The sequence below is a fragment of the Sorangium sp. So ce887 genome (assembly GCF_051521455.1).
Lineage (GTDB): Bacteria > Myxococcota_A > Polyangia > Polyangiales > Polyangiaceae > Sorangium.
This window is the reverse complement of the sequence record NZ_CP150354.1, coordinates 8,862,811-8,882,259: the sequence shown is the minus strand read 5'-3', so window position 1 is coordinate 8,882,259 and position 19,449 is coordinate 8,862,811. Positions and strand designations below refer to the sequence as shown.

The window sequence follows — 19,449 nt, the reverse complement described above, 5'->3', positions numbered from 1 at the left end:
CGGTCACAGCCTGGGCATGCTTGCTGCCGTTGAGGCCGGCTATGTCGACCGAACGCGATGTGCGCGACCCCATGACGACAAGACCCCGCGCAGCCCGACCCGCCGTGGCGCCTTACGTGGTGGGGATCGGCGCTTCGGCGGGGGGGCTCGAGGCGCTCGAGCACTTCTTCGACAACATCCCGAAGGAGAGCGGGATGGCCTTCGTCGTGGTCCAGCACCTGTCGCCGGACTTCAAGAGCCTGATGGACGAGATCCTCGGGCGCCGCACCGAGCTGCCCATTCACCTCGTCGAGAACGGCATGCTTGTCGAGCCCGACCACATCTATCTGATCCCGCCGAAGAAGGAGATGATCATCTCCGGCGACCGCCTCCTCCTCAGCGAGAGGGATCGCGACCAGGAGCTCACGCTGCCCATCGACGTGTTCTTTCGATCCCTCGCGCAGGACTGCGGCCCGCGGGCGATCGCCGTGGTCCTCTCCGGGGGTGGGAGCGATGGCTCACGGGGGATCCGCGCGGTCCACGAGGCGGGCGGGCTGGTCGTCGTGCAGGACGTCGACAGCGCGCAGTTCGATGGGATGCCGAAGACCGCGCGTGACGCCGGCGTGGCCGACTGCGTCCTGCCTCCCCAGGACATGCCGCGCGTCCTCCTCGAGCACGTGAGGTCCGAGGGGCGCCGGCCGGAGCGAAGCGCGGCCGGCGCCGATCAGGGGATGAGCGCGGTCTACACGATGCTCGAGGAGCAGTTCGGCATCGACTTCACGCACTACAAACCGAGCACGGTCACCCGGCGCATCGAGCGACGAATCCAGCTCGCGCATACGGACGATATCGAACAGTACGTCAAGCGCCTGAAGAGCGAGTCGAGCGAGCTCGACGTGCTCTACCGTGACCTCCTCATCGGCGTGACGCGCTTCTTCCGGAACGAGGAGGCGTTCGACCGCCTCGAGCAGGAGGTGCTCCCCGAGCTCCTGCGCGCGGGGCCGCGCGACGCGCCGTTCCGCGTGTGGGTCGCCGGCTGCGCGACGGGCGAAGAGGTCTATTCGCTCGCCATCCTCCTCCACGAGCTCACGTCCCGGAGCGGCCACCGCCCGTTCAAGATCTTCGCGACCGACGTGCACCACGGATCGCTCGAGATCGCGACGCGCGGGCTCTACGAGGAAGAGGCGGTGGTGAACGTCTCGCCCGCGCGCCTCGACCGGCACTTCATCCGGCGCGGGCGCACCTACCAGATTGTCCCCGATCTGCGCCAGGCGGTCGTCTTCGCGCACCACAACGTGATCAAGGACGCGCCGTTCACGCGCGTCGACTTCATCAGCTGCCGTAACATGCTCATCTATCTTCAGCCGGCGGCGCAGCAGAAGGTCCTGAGCCTCTTTCACTTTGCGCTGAACCGCGGGGGCGTGGTCCTCCTCGGGCCCAGCGAGACCCCGGGGCACCTCGCGCACGACTTCGAGATCGTCGACAAGCAGTGGCGGATCTACCGGAAGTACAGCGACCGGCGGATGCAGGTCGAGCCCCGCTTTCAGCCGGCGTCGCCGAAGGGCCAGAGCGCCCCGCGCTCGGGGATCAACGCGCCCGTCGCGCGCCACCCGGTGTCGCACTTGCTCGGGACCTACGACGCGCTGCTCGACGAGTTCATGCCTCCGAGCCTCCTCGTCAACGACGCCGGCGAGCTCGTCCAGGCGTTCGGCGGCGCGAGCCGGTTCCTGAAGGTCAAGGATGGCAGACAGGGGCTCGACGCCTTCGAGATGCTGGATTGCGACCTCAAGATGGTGCTGACGGGGGGCCTGCAGCGCGTCATCAAGGAGCGCACGGCGATCGTGTTCAAGGGGGTGCAAGCGGAGGGCGGCGTCTACAAGATCACGATGCGCCGGGTCGAGAGCCGACGAGGCACCTTGCCCCACGTCCTGATCACCTTCGACGCGATCGACGGGGCGCCGCGGCGGGCGGCGATGCCGGAGAAGGAGATCGACCTGGACGACGTCTCGCGCGAGCAGCTCGGCGCGCTCGAGGCGGAGCTCGGCTACACGAAGCAGACCTTGCAGGCGACGACCGAGCAGCTCGAGGCGAGCAACGAGGAGCTGCAGGCGGCGAACGAGGAGCTCCTCGCCTCCAACGAGGAGCTGCAGAGCACGAACGAGGAGCTCCAGAGCGTCAACGAGGAGCTCTACTCGGTGAACGCGGAGTACCAGCGGAAGATCGCCGATCTCACCGAGCTCGGAAACGACATGGAGAACCTCCTGTCGAGCACGGACATCGGCACCATCTTCCTCGACAAGGAGCTCAAGATCCGGAAATTCACGCCGCAGATCGCGGAGAGCTTCAACCTGCTCTTGCAGGACGTCGGCAGGCCGATCGAGACGTTCACGTATGCGGTCGACCACCCGGAGCTCACCGAGGATCTCAGGCGCGTGCTCGCGACGGGGGAGCGCGTGGAGCGCGAGCTGCGCGATCGGCACAATCGCTCGTTCTTCCTCCGCATCCTCCCCTACCGCGCCAAGGGCACCGTCGCGGGGGTCGTGCTCACGCTCATCGACGTGAGCGGCCTGAAAGCGGCGGAGGACGCGCTCTTCCACGAGCGCTATCTCCTGAATAGCCTGCTCGGCAGCGTGCCCGACGCGATCTACTTCAAGGACGCGCGCGGCCGGTTCATTCGCACGAACCACGCCATGGCCGAGCGCCTCGGCCTCTCGGATCCGCGCGAGGCCGCGGGCAAGACCGGCTTCGAGCTGCCGGGGCACCAGACGGCGCTGGCCGTTCACCAGCAGGACGAGGTGGTGCTGCGGTCCGGCGAGGCGCAGCATTACAAGCTGGAGAAGCGCGTGCGGCAGGATGGCGGCGTGGAGTGGGACCTCGTCACGCGGCTCCCGCTCATCGATGCCGCGCACCGCATCGTGGGCATCATCGGGATCTTCAGGAGCGTCACCGCGCAGAAGCGGTCGGAGGAGCAGATCAAGGACGCCGTACGAAGGCGCGACGAGTTCCTCGCCATGCTGTCGCACGAGCTCCGCAACCCCCTCGGCGCGATCGTCCACGCCACGGCGCTGCTCAAGGAAGACTGCGCCGCGTCGAACGGCGCGTCCGGGCTCGACGAGAAGGTCTTCCAGATCCTCGAGCGTCAGTCCGCGCAGATGGCGCGCCTGCTCGACGATCTGCTGGAGGCGAGCCGCGTCACGCAGAACAAGATCGAGCTTCGAAAGCGCGTGCTCGACCTCGGCTCCGTGGTGAAGGACGCCGCCGACGCGGTGAAGAACCTCATGGACACGCGCGGCGTCGATTTCTCGGCGGTGGTCGATCCCGAGCCGATCTGGGTCGAGGGCGACCCCGCGCGGCTCCAGCAGGTTCACGTGAACCTGCTGAACAACGCTGCAAAGTACACCTCGCGGGGCGGTCATGTCACCCTGGAGGCCAGGCGCGTGGACGGACACGCCGTGGTCCGTGTGAAGGACGATGGCGTCGGGATCCCGAAGGACATGCTCGACACCGTGTTCGAGCTCTTCGTGCAATCGAGCCGCACCCTGGACCGGTCGGCAGGAGGGCTCGGCGTGGGGCTCACGCTCGTCCGGGGCCTCGTCGAGAAGCACGGCGGCACCGTGAGCGCGCGGAGCGACGGGGAGGGCAAAGGCAGCGAGTTCGAGGTGCAGCTGCCGATCACCGAGCGGACGTCCGAGAAGGAGGCGATGCGCGGCTCGCACCTCAAGAAGTTCCCCAGGGGATCGCGGCTCGTCGTCGTGGAGGACAACGCCGACAGCCGCGAGGCGCTCTGCGCGCTCCTGAAACGCGCCGGGTTCGAGTGCCATTCGGCGGACCACGGGATCTCGGGGATCGAGCTCATGGACGAGGTGCTCCCGCACATCGCCATCGTGGACATCGGGCTGCCCGGGATCGACGGCCTCGAGTTCGCGCGCCGCGTGCGCGAGAAGCCCCAGCACAAGGACGTCTATCTGATCGCGCTCACCGGCTACGGGCAGCAGGGCGACCGCGAGAGGGCGCGCGGAGCCGGGTTCAACGAGCATCTCGTGAAGCCCGTCGATCTCGCCACGCTCAAGCGGCTGCTCGCCGACGGCGAGCCCATGATTGACGAGAGCCGCGCCTGACGCGCTCGCACCGGAGATCCACGATCCTGAGCGGCGCACGATCGCGGAACCCGGGGCGAGGGGTACCTCAGCCGACCTACTCCAGATCGGAGGACGAGCAGACCTCCGTACCGCCGAGGTGAGCCACGCGGGCCATGCGCATGGTTATCCACGTGGCGAGGTCGATCGGCCCTTCGGCGAAGTAAGCGCCGTCAGCCCGCTCGATGGCCGAGAGCGGCACGCGCAGCAGCTCTCCCTGGGTCACCTCGCCGTCGGCGTTTCCATAGGCCGGATCGGTGTCCGCCCCGGCGATGGGGTCGAATCGAACCTCGGCCGCCGCCTCGTCCAGCCGGTCGAAGAAGAGATGGTCGCCGCGGATCGCGAGGTCGACCCGCTCGGTCGCGCCGGAGCCCACACGAAACGTGGCGCCCGAGCCCTCGCCAGCGCCCTCATCGAACCCTGGATGGCAGAAATCCTGGGAGACAAAGCTCCACCGGAACACCTTGGTCACCGCCGCCTTCGTCGCCTTGCCTTCCACGTACAGGCCGGCCGACAGCGACTCGAGGAGGGTCAGATCCTTGTCGGTCACGCCAGGACCCAACCACTCCTTCACCTCGAGGTCGTCGTGGTGCTCGCGATGCAGGGGCCCGATATAGTAGGAGAAGCCGCACTCGCCGGTGGCGAGGACCCTGTTGACCTCGTGCTTCCCCGGCACCCGGACGTCGACGAGCGTGGGCGTGTACGCCAGGCCCACCACGGCGCATTCGGATGACTCGTAGGTGAACACGCCGTCCGCCGCGAGCAGGAACCTCGAGAACTCGATGCTCCAGCCGTCCGAGCTCTGCACCCCGCCGAGGAGGTCTGCCGCGCCCGAGAGCGTGTAGACGACCTCGCCGGGCTCGGGCCTGGTCTCGCTCGGCAGGCAAGCTCCCAGGGCAGAGAGCGCGGCGATCGCGATCCACGAAGCGCGAGATCTCATCGGTCCCTCCGGAGCTCAGAACCCGCCTTCCACACCGATGCTCGGAATCGTGACAGGACCGATTGGCTCTCCACCGATCACCTCCTTGTTCGCAGTTACATTCAGCCCTTCCAGGACGGCCGAGATCCAGCCGCGCTTGCCGATGGACCAGCGCCTCTCGACGCGCGCGTCGAGCCGATAGAAGGGCGGATCGCGGTCGATCTTCGCTCTTTCGCCCGGGCCGCCGGCGTCCGCCGCGCGGAGCGGGGCGCCCGGGGTGCCCGTGTAGAACAGAAACCTCGCTCCGGCGCGCCAGTGCCGGTCGATCTGGTAGGTCAGCGCGGCGTTGGCGACGTGGGTCCGGTCGAACGGGGCGGGAGACCGCGCGCGTCCGACGGCCTGTGTCGAGCGCGAGAGCGTGTACGAGGCGAATCCGCCGAGCTGCCGGGTGAGGCGTCGCCGCGCGTAGAGCTCGACCCCGTAGCTCGATCCGAGGCTCCGGGGCACGTTCGCGAGGTCATCGTAGTCATCGTCCCATTCGTGCGCCACGGCGCCGAGCGCGTCCGTCATGTCGAGATACGCGCTGTAGAATGCGGTCGCGCCGGCGGTGACTCCCTCGGGGAGATCCGCCTCGATGCCAGCGCTCCCCTGAGCGCTCTTCTGGAGCCCACCGCGGAGGCCCGCCACCTGGACCCCGGGGAGCGGGATCACGCTCGATGGTGGCTGATGCGCGATGCCGAACGCGTTCACCAGACGCAGGCCCTTCGTCACGTCGAGCCGGGACGCGAGCCGGCCATCCACCCCGACGGCCGTCGCGCCGCCGGAGACGAACAGGTCGGCGCGCAAGCCGGCGGTCAGCTCCATCCGGGGCGTGAGCTTGAGCACGAGGTCGGCGTAGGCTCCCAGCGCCGTGTCGTCACGCGAGCCGTACTCCTGCTCGAGCCGTTTGGCGCCTCCGCGGCTGATCGTATAACCGACGATGTCGGTGACGTACGAGTCCATGGACTCGTCCACGCCCAGGCGGACCTCGGCGTCGGGATGGACTCGATAGATGGCGTCCGCCCGGGTCGCGAACATGCGATCTCGCGCGGTGCGATTGCCGTCCAGCGCGGTCCGATCGAGCCCGAGGAGGACGGCGAGCCGCAGCTCGCCGCCCGGGAACCGATGCCGGTACCTGAGGTCGAGGCGATAGAACTCGACGCCGAACAGGACGGCGAGCCCGTCGTCGTCCTCCTCCCCGAGGAGATCGTACGATCCGAAGCTGAGGACGGTGAGGCGATCGTCCGGAGTGACGTCGTAGGTCAGGCGAGCCTGGTAGTCGCGGTAGTCGATCACCCCGCCCGGCGCGATCAGCGAGACGAGCGCCGCCGTATACGAGTACCGGCCGCCGAGCAGGACGGTCCCGCGCCCGCCCGCGAACGGCGCCTCCACCATCGCGCCTGCGTCGAACAGCCGGATGTTCCCCTCGCCGTGAAGCTCGGGGCGCGGGTCTGTGGTCTCGGCCGCCACGATGGCGCCGGCGTAGCGCCCGTACCGGGCGGGGTAGCCTCCGGAGTGGAGGTCGACGCGGTCGACGAGCGCCGGATGGACGACCGACGGTCCGGCCGCGAAGTGATAGAGGATCGGGACGCGTATCCCGTCGAGGTAATATCCGACGTTCGCCGGCGGCGCCCCGCGGACATAGAAGTACGGGAGCCCGGAGACGACGGGGGTCACGCCGGGCAGGACCTCGACGGCGCGGAAGGGGTCCCCGAAGGCGCCCGGCAGCTGCCTGACCTCGGCGCGCGCGATGGACCGGGTGGCGGGCGGAAGCTGCTCGCCGCGAACGACGACGTCGATCGGCGCCGCGCCGGCCGGACCGTCCGCCGGACGGTCGTGACGTGGCGCGGCGCTCGCGGGCGGGGTGGGCGCCCCATCGAGGGGCGGCGCGGTGACCTCGCGAGGCGCCGTGAAGTCGACCTGCATCCGGATCTTCGCCGCCACGGCGACGCCGTTCCGTGTCGCCGGCTCGAAGCGAGAGGCGAGGGCGGCCCGGACGGCGGCGCTGGAGAACGGCTCGTCCTGCTCGATCGGCGCTGCCTCGCGAGCGGTCCCCTGGGTATCGACGGTCACGATGAGGACGACCGAGGCGTCGCCCGTCGCTCCCGGCGGATACGGTGGCTCGGGAGTGAACAGGAGGCGCGGGGGAACCACGGAGCTCGCCGCCTGGGACGCCTTCGCCGTCGGCTCGACCGACGTCTCGGGCCCGGCGGCCGGCTGGGCTCCGGCGAGCGCGGGCAGCAGGCATCCCGCCATCCCCAGGAGCCAGGGCAGCAGCGAGCGCGCCCTGAGCTTCTTTCGAGAGGCGAGGGGACTGCCGAGCTGCGTCCGCAGCCCAGGAGCGCTCTCCTGGTCCACGACCGGCGTGCGATCCATGATCCGCAGCTCATGTGCCCCCGGGGTGCGTCGCCTCATCGATGACCCTATTCCGCGTCATCCCCCGGGTCCTTTAGAGACGGCTGACGAATTCTCGCGCTCGGCCCTGCCGCGCAGGCGGCATGCGCTCAGGTGCGCCGATCGCCGCCGCTCCTCGTGACGTTCACCGGGCGAGCGCGAGGGCGAACGGAGCGAGCCCTCGCTTTCTCAGCACGGAGGCGACGAGCAAGACGACCGCCTCGGGCCCGCGAGCGGTCGCGATGTCTCCGAGATCTTCGATCCAGTCAGCCGGCCACCCCAGGTCGCCGAGCAGCCTTCCGACGACCGCCTTCGCGCCCTCGTCGTTGCCGGACAGGAACGCGGTCGGGCGGACGCGGAGGCTCGTGGGATCCGCCATGACGGTGAACAGCATGGTGTTCAGCGTCTTGACCACGGCCGTCTCCGGCAGCGCTCCCTGCAGGCGCTCGGCGACGCTGCCGTTCGGGTAGAGCAGGCTGCCGGGCAGGCCGTCCTGGCCACGCACCGTCGCATTGGAGACGTCGATCAAGATCTTCCCCTTCAGCTCATCACGGAGGGCGCCGAGCCGCTCGACGCTCGTCTCTCCGGGCGTCGCGTTGACGACGACCGCGGCCCGGCGCGCGGTCTCCGCCGGATCCCTGAGCTCGACGCGCGCACCCGGCCATCGGTCTGCTGCTCGCGCGGGGTCCCTCGTGCCGATCGTGATGGCGTGCCCGGCGCCTGCAAGCTTGTTTGCCAGGACCGTGGCGACCCGGCCCGAGCCGAGGATTCCGATATTTTTCAAGACGCGCTCCATGTTCAGACCCCCTCTTTCAGCGAACGGTTGACAGGACGGCGACCGCGCCGGCGTGAAGCCGCGGCGCTGCAGCCAGGAAGTCCTCGCTGGTCAAGCTCCAGCGGTCCCCGCGTGTGTCGGTGACCGCGCCTCCGGCCTCGGCGACGAGCAGCGCGCCCGCGACGAGCCCGGAGCGGATCTGGCTGTACTGCCAGAAGACGTCCATCCGGCCTGCCGCGACCTGGACGAGCAGGAGGGTGGCCGGGACCGACACGCGCAGCACGAGCGCGCTCCCGAGCATCGCGGTGACGGACTGGCCGATCCGCCGGTACGTCTCCTCGTCCTCGCCCGGCCTCGCCTGGCCGGTCCCGACGTAGGCAGCGTCGAGCGCCGTCTTCGCCGACACGCGAAGTCTCCTGGTGCCCAGGGTTGCGCCTGCGCCCTTCCGGGCGGTGTACGTCTCGCCGCTCAGGGGCAGGTGCACCACCGTCAGCACCGGCTCGTTGTCGCGGACGAGGGTCGCCGTGACGCACCAGTCCGTCATCCCGTGAACGTGGTTGATGTTCCCCTCGACGGTGTCGGTGACCCACCACTCCCCTTCCGGGAGCGGCCCGCACGCGAGCTCGTCCTCCACCCACCCGGCACCCGGGCGAGCGCGCGAGAGCGGCTCGCGGATCGCGTCGAGCGAGACCGCATCGCTTTCGCGGAGCGCGGCGAGGACGTCCTCGCGGCTCCCGAGGCGAGGCTCTGTCGAGAAGCGGCCGACGAGCCGCTCGCCTGCCGCGGAGAGCGCCGCGACGACCGCGGGCAGCAGGGAATCGTCCTCCTCGTGGCCCGCGCTTCGGTCCCGCCGCGTCGCGCGGTCGGTCATCGGCTCGGAATGTGTCGACATGAATCCTCCTGAGTCGAGCGGCTCGCGCGTCCTCGCGAGCCCTCGCTCGCAGGAGTAAACGCTGGACGACGTATGTCGTCCAATGCATAGTTGGTATTCAAAGGATTACCGCCATGCATGTGGATCTGAACCTGTTGACGGCCCTGGACGCGCTGATCGAGGAGAGGAGCGTCAGCGCTGCCGCGGCCCGCCTGCACCTCTCCCAGCCCGCGATGAGCCGGACGCTGGGGCGCATCAGGGACGCCACGGGGGACCCGATCCTGGTGCGCACCGGGCGAACGATGGCGCTGACGCCGCGCGCGCTGGCCTTGCGGCAGGAGGTTCAGGCGATCGTCCAGCGGGCGCATGCGGTGTTCGCGCCCGAGCGGGAGCTCGACCTCCAGAAGCTCGACCGCACCTTCACCGTCCGCTGCCACGACGCCCTCACGGCGGCGCTCGGTACGCGGCTGCTGCGCGCGGTGCAGGAGCAGGCCCCTCATGTGCAGCTCCGGCTCCTGGGCGAGCCCACGGGAGATACGGACGACCTGCGTCACGGGCGCGTCGATCTCGAGATCGGCGCGGCGGAGCCCGCCCTCCCCGAGATCCGCGGGGAGCTGGTCGGCCAGGACTGCCTCGTCGTCGCCGTTCGCCGGGACCACCCGCTCGCGCGCGGCCGGCTCACCGCCAGGCGCTATGCCCAGGCGCTCCACGTCATCGTGTCACGCCGCGGTCGCCTGCGCGATCCCATCGACGACGCGCTCGAGGCCCTGGGGCTGCGGCGGCGGGTCGTCGCGGCAGCGCCCACGAGCGCGGCCGCCATCCATTTCGTTCAGGAGAGCGATCTCGTCGTCGTGCTGCCGGCGCGCGTCTGCGGCCCGACCCTGCGGACGGTGGGCCTCAGCGCCCTCCCGCTGCCGCTCGATGTGCCGGAGCTCCGGATCGTCCAGCTGTGGCACCAGCGCTACGAGAGCGACAAGGCACACGCATGGCTGCGCGGACACACGCGCGAGATCCTTCAGGCCATCTGCCGTGGAGAGAGGTAGCTCAGGAGCACAGGCTCTTTCTACTCGCCCTCATCCGCCGGCGGGGGCCGCTCGCCCGCGGCGACCTGGAGCTCGCGGACGATCGAGAGCAGGGCCGGACAGCAGAAGCGCTCGACCACCGACCCGTCGGTGGCGAGCTCGAAGGTCGGCGGCCCGCCGTGCATCGGGCAGGCAACGTCGGCGTACTTCGACTCGAGATCCTTCAGGACGCCGTCATCGACCTCGCGGACCTCGACGTCTGCGGTCAGGGTCGCTCCTTCTTTCTCGTAGGTCGTCATGCGGCGCACGCTAGCACGAAGAGCGCCGCGCCCCCGCGCGCTGCCCGCGGCGCCTGGGCGACCTCTGCCATTGACGCCGTGACGCCGGCGCCCGCGCGGCCGGCCCAGACCCGCTCCAGCAACTCGCGCGATCCTGGCCGCACCCCTCGCCGCGCCCGCAACCACGAGGAGACGAGGAGGGGCGAGGGGACGAGCTCCCGAGATCGGGAGACAAAATAGCAGCGCCGCCGGGCGCCTCGGGGGAAGCGGAGGCCGCCGGCGGTGCTGGCCGGGGGCTAAGCATCGTCCGTACCAGGTCCACCCCTGCGGATTTCCCCGCGTTTTTGTCTCGGACATCGACCTGCGGTTTCGATCCTGCGAGGGCGGCCTTGCACCGTTGCAGGACCGCGAGGCGCCCGCCCGCTGGACCGATTCTCGTTCGCGGCGGCCGTGGCCGCGGCTAGCTTCGACGGCATGAACCGCCTGCGCACGATCCCCGCCATCACCCTGGCGCTGCCGCTGCTCGCGGCGTGCAGCGCGCCTGCGCCGAGGCCGCCGGACGAGCCGGCCGCGGCCCCCACCGCCGCGGCCCCGCCGCCGCTCGCTGCGCCTGCCGCGCTCCCGGCAGGGGGAGCTCGCCTTCCGTACCCGCAGACCGCGAAGCGGCCGGTCACGAGCGAGTACCATGGCACAAAGGTCGTCGACGACTACCAGTGGCTCGAGGACGCGAGCTCTCCCGAGGTCCAGCGCTGGATCGCGGAGCAGAACCGGCTCTCGCGCGGCTACCTCGACGCGCTGCCCGCGCGCAGCGCCGTCCGGGCGCGCGTGCAGGAGATCCTGTCGGCGACCTCCGCGAACTACTACGCGCTCGACGACGCCGGCGGGCAGCTCTTCGCGCTCAAGGACCAGCCGCCGAAGCAGCAGCCGTTCCTCGTGGTCCTGAGGTCGGCGAGCGAGCCCGCCTCCGAGCGGATCCTCGTCGACCCGGAGGTCGTCGACCCGAAAGGGCACACGACCATCGACTGGTTCGTCCCGTCGCGCGACGGCAAGAAGGTCGCTGTCTCCCTGTCCGAGGGCGGCACCGAGAACGGCACCGTGCGCGTCTACGACGTCGCGACAGGCAAGGAGACGGGCGACACCATCCCTTACGCGAGCAGCGGCACGGCGGGCGGCAGCGTCGCCTGGAGCGGTGACGGCAAGGGGTTCTACTTCACCCGCCACCCGCGCCCCGGCGAGCGCCCGCAGGAGGACATGGGCTTCTTCCAGCAGATCTACTTCCACAAGCTCGGCGCGCCGGAGAAGGAAGACAAGTACTCGCTCGGCAAGGAATTCCCCCGCATCGCCGAGGTGGAGCTCACGACGAGCGAGAGCGGCAGGCTCGTGCTCGCCAGCGTGCAGAACGGCGATGGAGGCGAGTACTGGCACTACCTCCTCGACGCCTCGGGCCAATGGACCCGCTTCGCCGACCTGCCCGACAAGATCATCCACGCCGGGTTCGGCGCCGACGACCGGCTCTACCTCCTGTCGCGCAAGGACGCGCCGCGCGGCAAGGTGGTGCGCCTCGCGCCGGGCAAGCTGGATCTCGCGAAGGCGGAGCTCGTGGTGCCCGAGAGCGAGGCGGTGATCCAGGGCTTCTTGCCCACGAGGGGGCGGCTCTACGTCCGGGATCTGCTCGGCGGCCCGTCCCAGGTCCGCGTCTTCGATCTGAAGGGCAAGGCGCTCGGGACCGTGCCGATCCCGCCGGTCTCGTCGGTGCGGCAGCTCGTGCGCGCGACCGGCGACGACATGCTCTTCCGCGGGGTCAGCTACACCGAGCCGGCGGCCTGGTTCGCGTACTCGGCCAGGGACGGCAAGGTGACGAAGACGCCGCTCGCGATGACCGCCCCCGTCTCCTATGCCGACGTGGAGGTCACCCGCGAGGCGTGCGCGTCGAAGGACGGGACCCAGGTGCCCATCAGCATCCTGCGCCGCAAGGACACGGTCCTCGACGGGACCGCGCCGGCGCTGCTCACCGGATACGGGGGTTACGGGCTCAGCGTCGCTCCCGGGTTCAACCCGATCTGGCGGCTGTGGTTCGACCAGGGAGGGGTGTTCGCGGTCGCCAACCTGCGGGGCGGCGGCGAGTTCGGCGAGGCGTGGCACCGCGGGGGCAACCTGACGAAGAAGCAGAACGTCTTCGACGACTTCGCGGCGTGCGCGAAGCACCTCGTCGACCGGCGCATGACGAGCCCGGACCGGCTCGCGATCCTCGGCGGCTCGAACGGCGGCCTGCTGATGGGCGCGCAGCTCACGCAGCACCCGGAGAGGGTCAAGGCGGTGGTCTCGCACGTCGGCATCTACGACATGCTCCGGGTGGAGCTCACGCCGAACGGGGCGTTCAACGTCACCGAGTTCGGCACGGTGAAGGACCCGGAGCATTTCAAGGCGCTCCACGCCTACTCGCCGTACCACCACGTCAAGGACGGGACCGCATACCCCGCCACGCTGCTCCTGACGGGCGCGAACGACGCGCGGGTGGACCCGTTCCATTCGCGGAAGATGGCGGCGCGGATGCAGGCGGCCACGTCGAGCTCGGCGCCCATCCTGCTCAGGGCGAGCGGCTCGACGGGCCACGGGATCGGGACGCCGCTCGCGGAGGAGATCGAGGAGCAAGCCGACGTGTTCGCGTTCCTCTTCAAGCAGCTCGGGCTCGAGGCGCCGCCGGCGAAGGAGAAGGCGGCGCTCCGGTGACCGAGCGTCCGCGGCCGCTGGGGGGGGCGGCCGCGGACCGGTCAGGACGCGGCTCGCCTCACCAGGTGGTGAAGTAGGCCCACGCCGGGTCGCCGGCGGCGGCCTGGAAGCAGTAGCCGCCGTTCCGCTCGGCGGGCGGCGTGAGGTTGCCGCCGTTGCAGGTCACGGCCGCGCCGTTGATCGCGAGCGAGCGCCCGTTGATGAAGTTACCGCAGTTGATGCCGCTCAGGTTCGCCGTGGTCTCGAAGCAGCGCGCGCCGGTGCCGAGGTTGCCCGAGCTGTAGCCCGGGCCCGTGAACACGGTGGGGCTCGTGCACAGGTTGCTGCACGGCGCCGTCCCGGTGCTGGGCTGGCAGATCCCGGCCACGCAGTTCTGGCTTGTGCAGTCCGCGCCGGTGTTGCACGAATCGCCGTTCGCGCAGTCGGCCGTGCACGTGCCGCCGCAGTCCACGTCGCTCTCGGTGCCGTTCTGCACGCCGTCGGTGCAGGTCGGCGCGGTGCCGCCGTTGATCACGCTCACCCCGAGGGCCTGGAGCCACGACGTCACCGGGTAGCGCGCCCCGGTGTCGAGCCGCGTGTGCCAGTTGGTCTGCGAGGGAGCCGGGCCGCTCCAGCCGGACGGGAACGTGTAATAGGCGTTGACGCCCACGACCACGAGATCGGTCGAGCTCTGGCGGTAGAGCGGGCCGCCCGAGTCGCCGGGGCACAGGCTGGCGTAGCTCGTGCTGCTGGCGTAGCCCGGCGTGAGCACGTACGCCGCCGCGACGTCGTTGATGGCGGGGCCGGAGACGTAGGAGCCGGGGTGATTCAGGATCGAGGAAGGCGACGCGCTGAGGTTCTGGAGCTTGAAGAGGCCGCCGCCCGAGCCGCTCGGGTCCTCGCAGCCGTAGCCGGTCGCCACGACGGGATCTCCCACCGCGACCGGCGCCCCGTCCACCACGGCCGCCGGGATCGTCGGCGAGAGCTCGTTGACGACGACGAGCGCGAGGTCGGGCGTGTGCCCCGGGTTCAGGACGTTGACCGCGCAATCGGTCGCTCCCCCCGACAGCGCGGCGGCGCAGTCCTCGATCCACTCCGGGTGGAGGTACGTCTGCTGGATCGTCAGGTTGACGTAGGGCGAGAGCGGGGGCGTGTTGTCGGCGGTGACCGAGTAGGAGCTGCCCGGCCCGTAGGCCGGGTGCACGGTGGCCGTGAACTCGTCATCCACGCAGTGAGCGGCGGTCAGGAAGTGCCGTGGCCCGACCTTCGCCACGGTGCACCCCGGGCCGGCGACCGTCGACGCATACTGCGATTCGAGGGCCGGCTGCCCCCCGATCAGCGCGTCGTCCGTCGCGGCGATCTCCTCGGAGGTCTCGCCGTAACCCTCCACGCTGCAGGCGACCAAGCACAATGAGAGCAAAGCATATACAGGTGCGCGCACGGGTTGCTTCTCCTGTCGCTCCGAGGATCCCGATACCCCGCGCTTCGTCGCCCGCCTTGCGCCGCGAGCCCGTGGGGCTGCGATCTCCGTCTGTCGGGCGCGCGCTCGACGCGATGGACACGTGCCGTGTCTCGCTCTGCGAGGTGCGAACGTCAGCGGAGGACGCGTCCCGTCGGGGTCCCACGTCGAGCGCAAGGGGAGGCGCGGCTGTCCAGCGGGACCGCCTGCGCGAGGTCTCGTCGAATCGGCGCGACGACGAGTGTTTATGTCAGCCGCCAGCGTCCTTCCAGCTCGAAGGCAGCATGGACGTCATGCATCGCGTGCATGATGTCGCCCGGTCGCCATGGCGGCGTCACACGGTCGGGAGCCGGCGGCGCGGCGCTCCCCCCGCGCCGCCGGCCACGCCCGCGAGCCCGCGAGCCCGGGTCGGGCGGGGCGCGCCGCCCGCTCCTGGTCGTTGACTCTGAACCGATTAAGTGCTCTGCTCGCGCGCTCTGTCGTGAGCCCGCGTTCGGGCGCCGAGCGGCGGCTCGTCCCGCTCCCCGTTGCAAGCCCGGCCGCGCAGGGGGTAGCCTGCCCGGGCTCTCGCGACCCGCGCGACAGGGTGTGAATCTTCAGACAGAGAGGGAGTCACCGTGAGGTCACGCACGATCGATGCCGTAGCCGCATTTGCCCTGTTCGCCGTCGGAGCCGCCGCGTGCGGCAAGAGCGGGGGCGACGCGCCGTCGTCGTCGTCCTCGCCGTCAGGGTCGGCCGCGGCGGCTTCGCCGGGGGCCGCGCCGGTGATGCTGTCGTACTGGGCGAGCAACCAGGCGCCCAGCGTGGAAGACGACAAGAAGATCCTGCAGCCCGAGCTCGACAAGTTCGAGAAGCAGACCGGGATCAAGGTCAAGCTCGAGGTCATCCCCTGGTCGGACCTGCTCAACCGGATCCTCGGCGCCACCACGAGCGGCAAGGGCCCTGACGTCCTCAACATCGGCAACTCGTGGTCTGCGTCGCTCCAGGCGACCGGAGCGTTCCTGCCGTTCGATGACGCGGCGCTCGCCAAGATCGGCGGCAAGGACCGGTTCATCCCGGCGAGCATGTCGGCCACCGGCGCGCCGGGCCAGCCGCCCGCCTCGGTGCCGCTCTACGGGCTCGCTTACGGGCTCTTCTACAACAAGAAGATGTTCGCCGACGCGGGCGTCGAGAAGCCGCCGGCCACGTGGGCCGAGCTCGTCACGGTCGGCAAGAAGCTGACCGACGCGAAGAGCGGCCGTTACGGCCTCGCCATCATGGGCGCCAGCTACAGCGAGAACGCCCATTTCGCGTTCATGTTCGGCCGCCAGCACGGCGCCAAGATCTTCGACGGCAAGCAGGCGCGCTTCGACGACCCGGAGATGGTCACCGGCGTCAAGCAGTACATCGACCTGCTCGGCGTCCACAAGGTCGTGAACCCGAGCAACGCCGAGTACGTGAACGACACGCAGATCCTCAAGGACTTCGCCGGCGGCAAGGCGGCGATGCTCATGATCCAGAGCTACGCCGCCACGGCGATCGAGCAGAACGGCCTCACCCGCGACGCCTACGGCGTGGCGCCGATGCCGCTGCCCGACCCGCTGCCCGCGAACGGCAAGCGGGTGAACAGCCACGTCGCCGGCATCAACATCGCCGTCTTCGAGGACAGCAAGAACAAGGACGCTGCGCTCAAGCTCGTCGCGTTCATGACCAGCGCCGAGGAGCAGAAGATCCTGAACGCCGCGTTCAACTCCCTCCCGGTCGTGACGGAGGCCTACTCGGATGAGCGCTTCAAGACCGCGAACATCCAGGTGTTCCAGAAGGTGCTCGCCGAGACGGCGGAGTCGATGCCGATGATCGAGGAGACGGCGCAGTTCGAGACGCTCGTGGGCACGGCCATGAAGGACCTCCTGGCCGAGGCTGCCTCCGGCAAGGCGGTGGACGAGGCCGCGATCCGCGCCAAGCTGACCAGGGCCAACCAGCAGATGGCGAGCGGCAAGTAATGCAGGAGGGCAGCGCGGGAGGCGCCGGGGGGGACGCGCCCGGGCTCGCCGGGGCGGCGCGCGGCGTCGCGAGGCCGCGGGTGGGCTCGCGCTGGCCGCGGGCGTTTCCGTACGTCCTCCTGCTGCCCGCGCTCGTCGCCGAGCTCGCCGTCCACATCGTCCCGATGTTCGTCGGGACGTGGATGAGCTTCCTCCAGCTCACGCAGCGCTATATCCGCCACTGGGGCAAGGCGCCGTTCGCGGGGCTCGCCAACTACCGCATCGCGGTCGACTTCAGCTCTCCTGTCGGCGTCGAGCTCCTGCGCTCCTTCGCGGTCACGGTCGCCGTCAGCGTCCTCGTGGTCGGCGGCTCGTGGCTCCTCGGGACGGCCGCCGCCGTCGCGCTGCAGAGGCCGTTCCGCGGCCGCTCGGCGCTGCGGACGCTGTTCCTCGTCCCGTTCGCGATGCCGATCTTCACCGGCGTCATCACGTGGAGCTTCATGCTCCAGCGCGACACGGGCATCGTGAACACGGTGCTCGTCGATCAGCTCGGCCTGGTCCAGGATCGCCCGTTCTGGCTGCTCGGCGACAACAGCTTCGTCAGCCTGGTGGTGGTGGCGATCTGGCGGACGTGGCCGTTCGCCTTCCTCACGGTGACGGCGGGCCTGCAGGCCATCCCGTCGGATCTCTACGAGGCGGCCAGCGTCGACGGCGCCGGCCCGTGGACGCGCTTCCGGTCGATCACGCTCCCGATGCTCCGGCCGGTCAACCAGGTGCTGCTGCTCGTCCTCTTCCTGTGGAGCTTCAACGACTTCACGACGCCGTACACGCTCTTCGGGCGGGCGGCGCCGCCGGAGGCCGACGTCATCGCGATCCACATCTACCAGGCGTCGTTCATCACGTGGAACTTCGGGCTGGGCTCGGCGATGTCCGTGCTCCTGGTCGGCTTTTTGCTCGTCGTCACGACAGGCTATCTCTTGATCACCGGCAGGAGCGCTCGCCATGCGTGAGGCTGCGTGGGTTGTCTGGCTGCGGCGCGCCGTGCTCGCGGCGCTCTCGGTCTTCACCGTCATCCCGCTCTACGTGATGCTGATCTCGGCGATCAAGCCGCTGCGCGACGTCCAGGGGCCCTTCACGTGGGTGCCGACGGAGGTCACGCTGCAGCCGTTCGTCGACATGTGGCGGACCGTGCCGCTCGCGCGGTACTTCGTGAACAGCGCGGTCGTCGCGGCCGCCGCGACGGTGCTCTCGGTGACGCTGGCGATCCTCGCCGGGTATGCGGTGAGCCGTTACCGCTTCTGGGGCCGGCGCGTGTTCCTCACCACCGTGCTGTCGACGCAGATGTTCCCCGGGATCCTCTTCCTGCTCCCGCTGTTTCTCCTCTTCGTCACGATCGAGCGGGCCACCGGGCTCGAGCTGCACGGGACGCGGCTCGGCCTCATCCTCACGTACCTGACGTTCTCGCTGCCGTTCTCGATCTGGCTCATCGCCGGGTATTTCGACACCATCCCGCGCGAGCTCGACGAGGCGGCGCTGGTGGACGGCGCCGGGCCGCTCACCGCGCTCCTCCGGGTCGTGCTCCCGGCGGCCAAGCCGGGCGTGGTCGCGGTCGCGATCTATGCCTTCATGACGGCGTGGGGAGAGGTCCTGTTCGCCTCGGTGCTCACCGACGACGACGGCCGCACCCTGGCCGTGGGGCTGCAGGGGTATGCGACGCAGTCGAACATCTACTGGAACCAGGTGATGGCCGCCTCGGTGGTCGTCAGCGTGCCCGTGGTGGCCGGGTTTCTGCTGCTCCAGCGCTACCTCGTCCAGGGGCTCACCGCGGGCGCCGTGAAGACCTGACCGCTCGGGACGTGCGTTCGCGTCGATCCAGGTCGGCCGTGACCAGGAGCTATGACAGCTCCGTCGAGACATGGTATGCGAGCCCCATGTCCAGAGACGTCGAGCTCCAGTGTCGTTGCGGAAAGGTCCACGGATGGCTGCGCGATGCCGCGCCGAGCACGGTGAACCGCGCCGTCTGCTACTGCAACGACTGTCAGGCATTCCTGCATCATCTCGGCCGCGCCGACCTGCTCGACGAGCACGGCGGCTCGGACATCGTGCAGGTCGCTCCTTCGTCGATCTCGTTCGACCGCGGCAGCGAGCTCATCACCGCCGTGCGCCTCACGCCGAAGGGCCTCTATCGCTGGTACGCGAGCTGTTGCAAGACGCCGCTCGGCAACACGCTCACGCCGCGACTGCCGTTCGTCGGCATCGTCACCGCGCTGTTCCAGCAAGCGCCGAGCGCGCGCCCGTGCGACGAGGTCTTCGGCGCGTCGCGCGGCGGGGTCTTCGGCAAGTTCGCGATCGGCGAGCCGCCGCCTGGGTCGGTGAAGCCGAACGTGCGCCTCCTCGCGCACACGATCCGGAAGTTCCTTGGCTGGAAGCTCGGCGGCAAGGCGTGGCCACACCCGTTCTTCGATCGCGCGAGCGGCCATCCGAAGCACCCGGTCACGGTGCTTTCCCCGGCCGAGCGCGACGCGCTGCGCCCGCTGTGCGGCCCGCGCCCCGCGCGCGGATGACGCACCGGGACGCGGAGGGAGCCCCCGCGCCGACCACGGCGTAGCGGTCGCCGAGCGTTCGCTTCACGCGGCGCGACGGGTCCGCATTGTACCGCCGCATCCACGCCACGAGCTCGCGGTTCGCCTCCAGCGCGCCGAACCCGCGGCTGAACCCGACGTCCCGCACCGCCTCGTGCTGCTGGCGCAGCACCCCGGAAGCACGGAGCTGCTGCTGGCGCAGCACCCGCTGCCCGCCTCATGGGCGTTTCGTCCGTTAAAACGGATCCGGGCCTTGGCACGCCGCCTGCTATCCCCTGCAAGCACCAGCTGAGCACGCGTCGGTGAGGAGCGCGACCCAGGCTTC

Annotated in this window: 13 protein-coding genes; 7 read left to right on the top strand and 6 right to left on the bottom strand. The window is 70.0% G+C overall.

What is annotated here, in order from left to right; genetic code table 11:
- The first annotated feature begins 71 nt into the window (after positions 1 to 71).
- Positions 72 to 4,097, top strand: coding sequence for a chemotaxis protein CheB (locus WMF36_RS33155; protein WP_437574783.1), 4,026 nt, complete (start codon positions 72 to 74; stop codon positions 4,095 to 4,097).
- 76 nt (positions 4,098 to 4,173) lie between these two features.
- Here the strand turns inward: WMF36_RS33155 and WMF36_RS33150 are convergent, their stop codons facing one another.
- The 4 genes from WMF36_RS33150 to WMF36_RS33135 all read right to left on the bottom strand — a co-directional run bounded on the left by WMF36_RS33150 (position 4,174) and on the right by WMF36_RS33135 (position 9,134).
- Entirely contained in the window at positions 4,174 to 5,055 is an 882-nt protein-coding gene (locus WMF36_RS33150) for a hypothetical protein (RefSeq protein WP_437574782.1), read from the bottom strand.
- Between the two features lie 15 nt (positions 5,056 to 5,070).
- Positions 5,071 to 7,488: a TonB-dependent receptor domain-containing protein gene (locus WMF36_RS33145; protein ID WP_437574781.1), complete on the bottom strand. Its 2,418-nt coding sequence runs from the start codon at positions 7,486 to 7,488 to the stop codon at positions 5,071 to 5,073.
- Between the two features lie 124 nt (positions 7,489 to 7,612).
- Positions 7,613 to 8,251: an NADPH-dependent F420 reductase gene (locus tag WMF36_RS33140; protein WP_437574780.1), complete on the bottom strand. Its 639-nt coding sequence runs from the start codon at positions 8,249 to 8,251 to the stop codon at positions 7,613 to 7,615.
- A 28-nt stretch (positions 8,252 to 8,279) separates the two neighbouring features.
- Positions 8,280 to 9,134, bottom strand: a complete 855-nt coding sequence (locus WMF36_RS33135) for an inositol monophosphatase family protein (protein WP_437574779.1) — start codon at positions 9,132 to 9,134, stop codon at positions 8,280 to 8,282.
- Positions 9,135 to 9,247: 113 nt separating this feature from the next.
- Here WMF36_RS33135 and WMF36_RS33130 point away from each other — a divergent pair, with 113 nt between their 5' ends.
- On the top strand, positions 9,248 to 10,156 hold the full coding sequence (locus WMF36_RS33130; RefSeq protein ID WP_437574778.1) for a LysR family transcriptional regulator: 909 nt from the start codon (positions 9,248 to 9,250) through the stop codon (positions 10,154 to 10,156).
- Between the two features lie 20 nt (positions 10,157 to 10,176).
- Here the strand turns inward: WMF36_RS33130 and WMF36_RS33125 are convergent, their stop codons facing one another.
- A complete protein-coding gene (locus WMF36_RS33125; RefSeq protein WP_437574777.1) occupies positions 10,177 to 10,434 on the bottom strand; it encodes a hypothetical protein in 258 nt (85 codons plus the stop codon).
- 453 nt (positions 10,435 to 10,887) lie between these two features.
- Between WMF36_RS33125 and WMF36_RS33120 the strand changes: the two genes are divergently transcribed.
- Positions 10,888 to 13,143: a prolyl oligopeptidase family serine peptidase gene (locus tag WMF36_RS33120; protein WP_437574776.1), complete on the top strand. Its 2,256-nt coding sequence runs from the start codon at positions 10,888 to 10,890 to the stop codon at positions 13,141 to 13,143.
- Between the two features lie 58 nt (positions 13,144 to 13,201).
- Here the strand turns inward: WMF36_RS33120 and WMF36_RS33115 are convergent, their stop codons facing one another.
- Complete coding sequence (locus WMF36_RS33115) at positions 13,202 to 14,527, bottom strand: trypsin-like serine protease (RefSeq protein ID WP_437574775.1); 1,326 nt, start codon at positions 14,525 to 14,527, stop codon at positions 13,202 to 13,204.
- Positions 14,528 to 15,198: 671 nt separating this feature from the next.
- Between WMF36_RS33115 and WMF36_RS33110 the strand changes: the two genes are divergently transcribed.
- The 4 genes from WMF36_RS33110 to WMF36_RS33095 all read left to right on the top strand — a co-directional run bounded on the left by WMF36_RS33110 (position 15,199) and on the right by WMF36_RS33095 (position 19,106).
- Positions 15,199 to 16,563: an ABC transporter substrate-binding protein gene (locus tag WMF36_RS33110; RefSeq protein WP_437574774.1), complete on the top strand. Its 1,365-nt coding sequence runs from the start codon at positions 15,199 to 15,201 to the stop codon at positions 16,561 to 16,563.
- A complete protein-coding gene (locus WMF36_RS33105; RefSeq protein ID WP_437574773.1) occupies positions 16,563 to 17,552 on the top strand; it encodes a carbohydrate ABC transporter permease in 990 nt (329 codons plus the stop codon). Before WMF36_RS33110 ends, WMF36_RS33105 begins: the two co-directional genes overlap by 1 nt.
- On the top strand, positions 17,545 to 18,387 hold the full coding sequence (locus WMF36_RS33100; RefSeq protein WP_437574772.1) for a carbohydrate ABC transporter permease: 843 nt from the start codon (positions 17,545 to 17,547) through the stop codon (positions 18,385 to 18,387). Before WMF36_RS33105 ends, WMF36_RS33100 begins: the two co-directional genes overlap by 8 nt.
- Positions 18,388 to 18,473: 86 nt before the next feature.
- On the top strand, positions 18,474 to 19,106 hold the full coding sequence (locus tag WMF36_RS33095; protein ID WP_437574771.1) for a DUF6151 family protein: 633 nt from the start codon (positions 18,474 to 18,476) through the stop codon (positions 19,104 to 19,106).
- The last annotated feature ends 343 nt before the right edge of the window (positions 19,107 to 19,449 follow it).

Coding starts and splice junctions, on each gene's coding strand:
- WMF36_RS33155 (WP_437574783.1), top strand. CDS start 72: ATGACGACAAGACCCCGCGCAGCCCGACCCGCCGTGGCGCCTTACGTG.
- WMF36_RS33150 (WP_437574782.1), bottom strand. CDS start 5,055: ATGAGATCTCGCGCTTCGTGGATCGCGATCGCCGCGCTCTCTGCCCTG.
- WMF36_RS33145 (WP_437574781.1), bottom strand. CDS start 7,488: ATGAGGCGACGCACCCCGGGGGCACATGAGCTGCGGATCATGGATCGC.
- WMF36_RS33135 (WP_437574779.1), bottom strand. CDS start 9,134: ATGTCGACACATTCCGAGCCGATGACCGACCGCGCGACGCGGCGGGAC.
- WMF36_RS33130 (WP_437574778.1), top strand. CDS start 9,248: ATGCATGTGGATCTGAACCTGTTGACGGCCCTGGACGCGCTGATCGAG.
- WMF36_RS33125 (WP_437574777.1), bottom strand. CDS start 10,434: ATGACGACCTACGAGAAAGAAGGAGCGACCCTGACCGCAGACGTCGAG.
- WMF36_RS33120 (WP_437574776.1), top strand. CDS start 10,888: ATGAACCGCCTGCGCACGATCCCCGCCATCACCCTGGCGCTGCCGCTG.
- WMF36_RS33105 (WP_437574773.1), top strand. CDS start 16,563: ATGCAGGAGGGCAGCGCGGGAGGCGCCGGGGGGGACGCGCCCGGGCTC.
- WMF36_RS33100 (WP_437574772.1), top strand. CDS start 17,545: ATGCGTGAGGCTGCGTGGGTTGTCTGGCTGCGGCGCGCCGTGCTCGCG.
- WMF36_RS33095 (WP_437574771.1), top strand. CDS start 18,474: ATGTCCAGAGACGTCGAGCTCCAGTGTCGTTGCGGAAAGGTCCACGGA.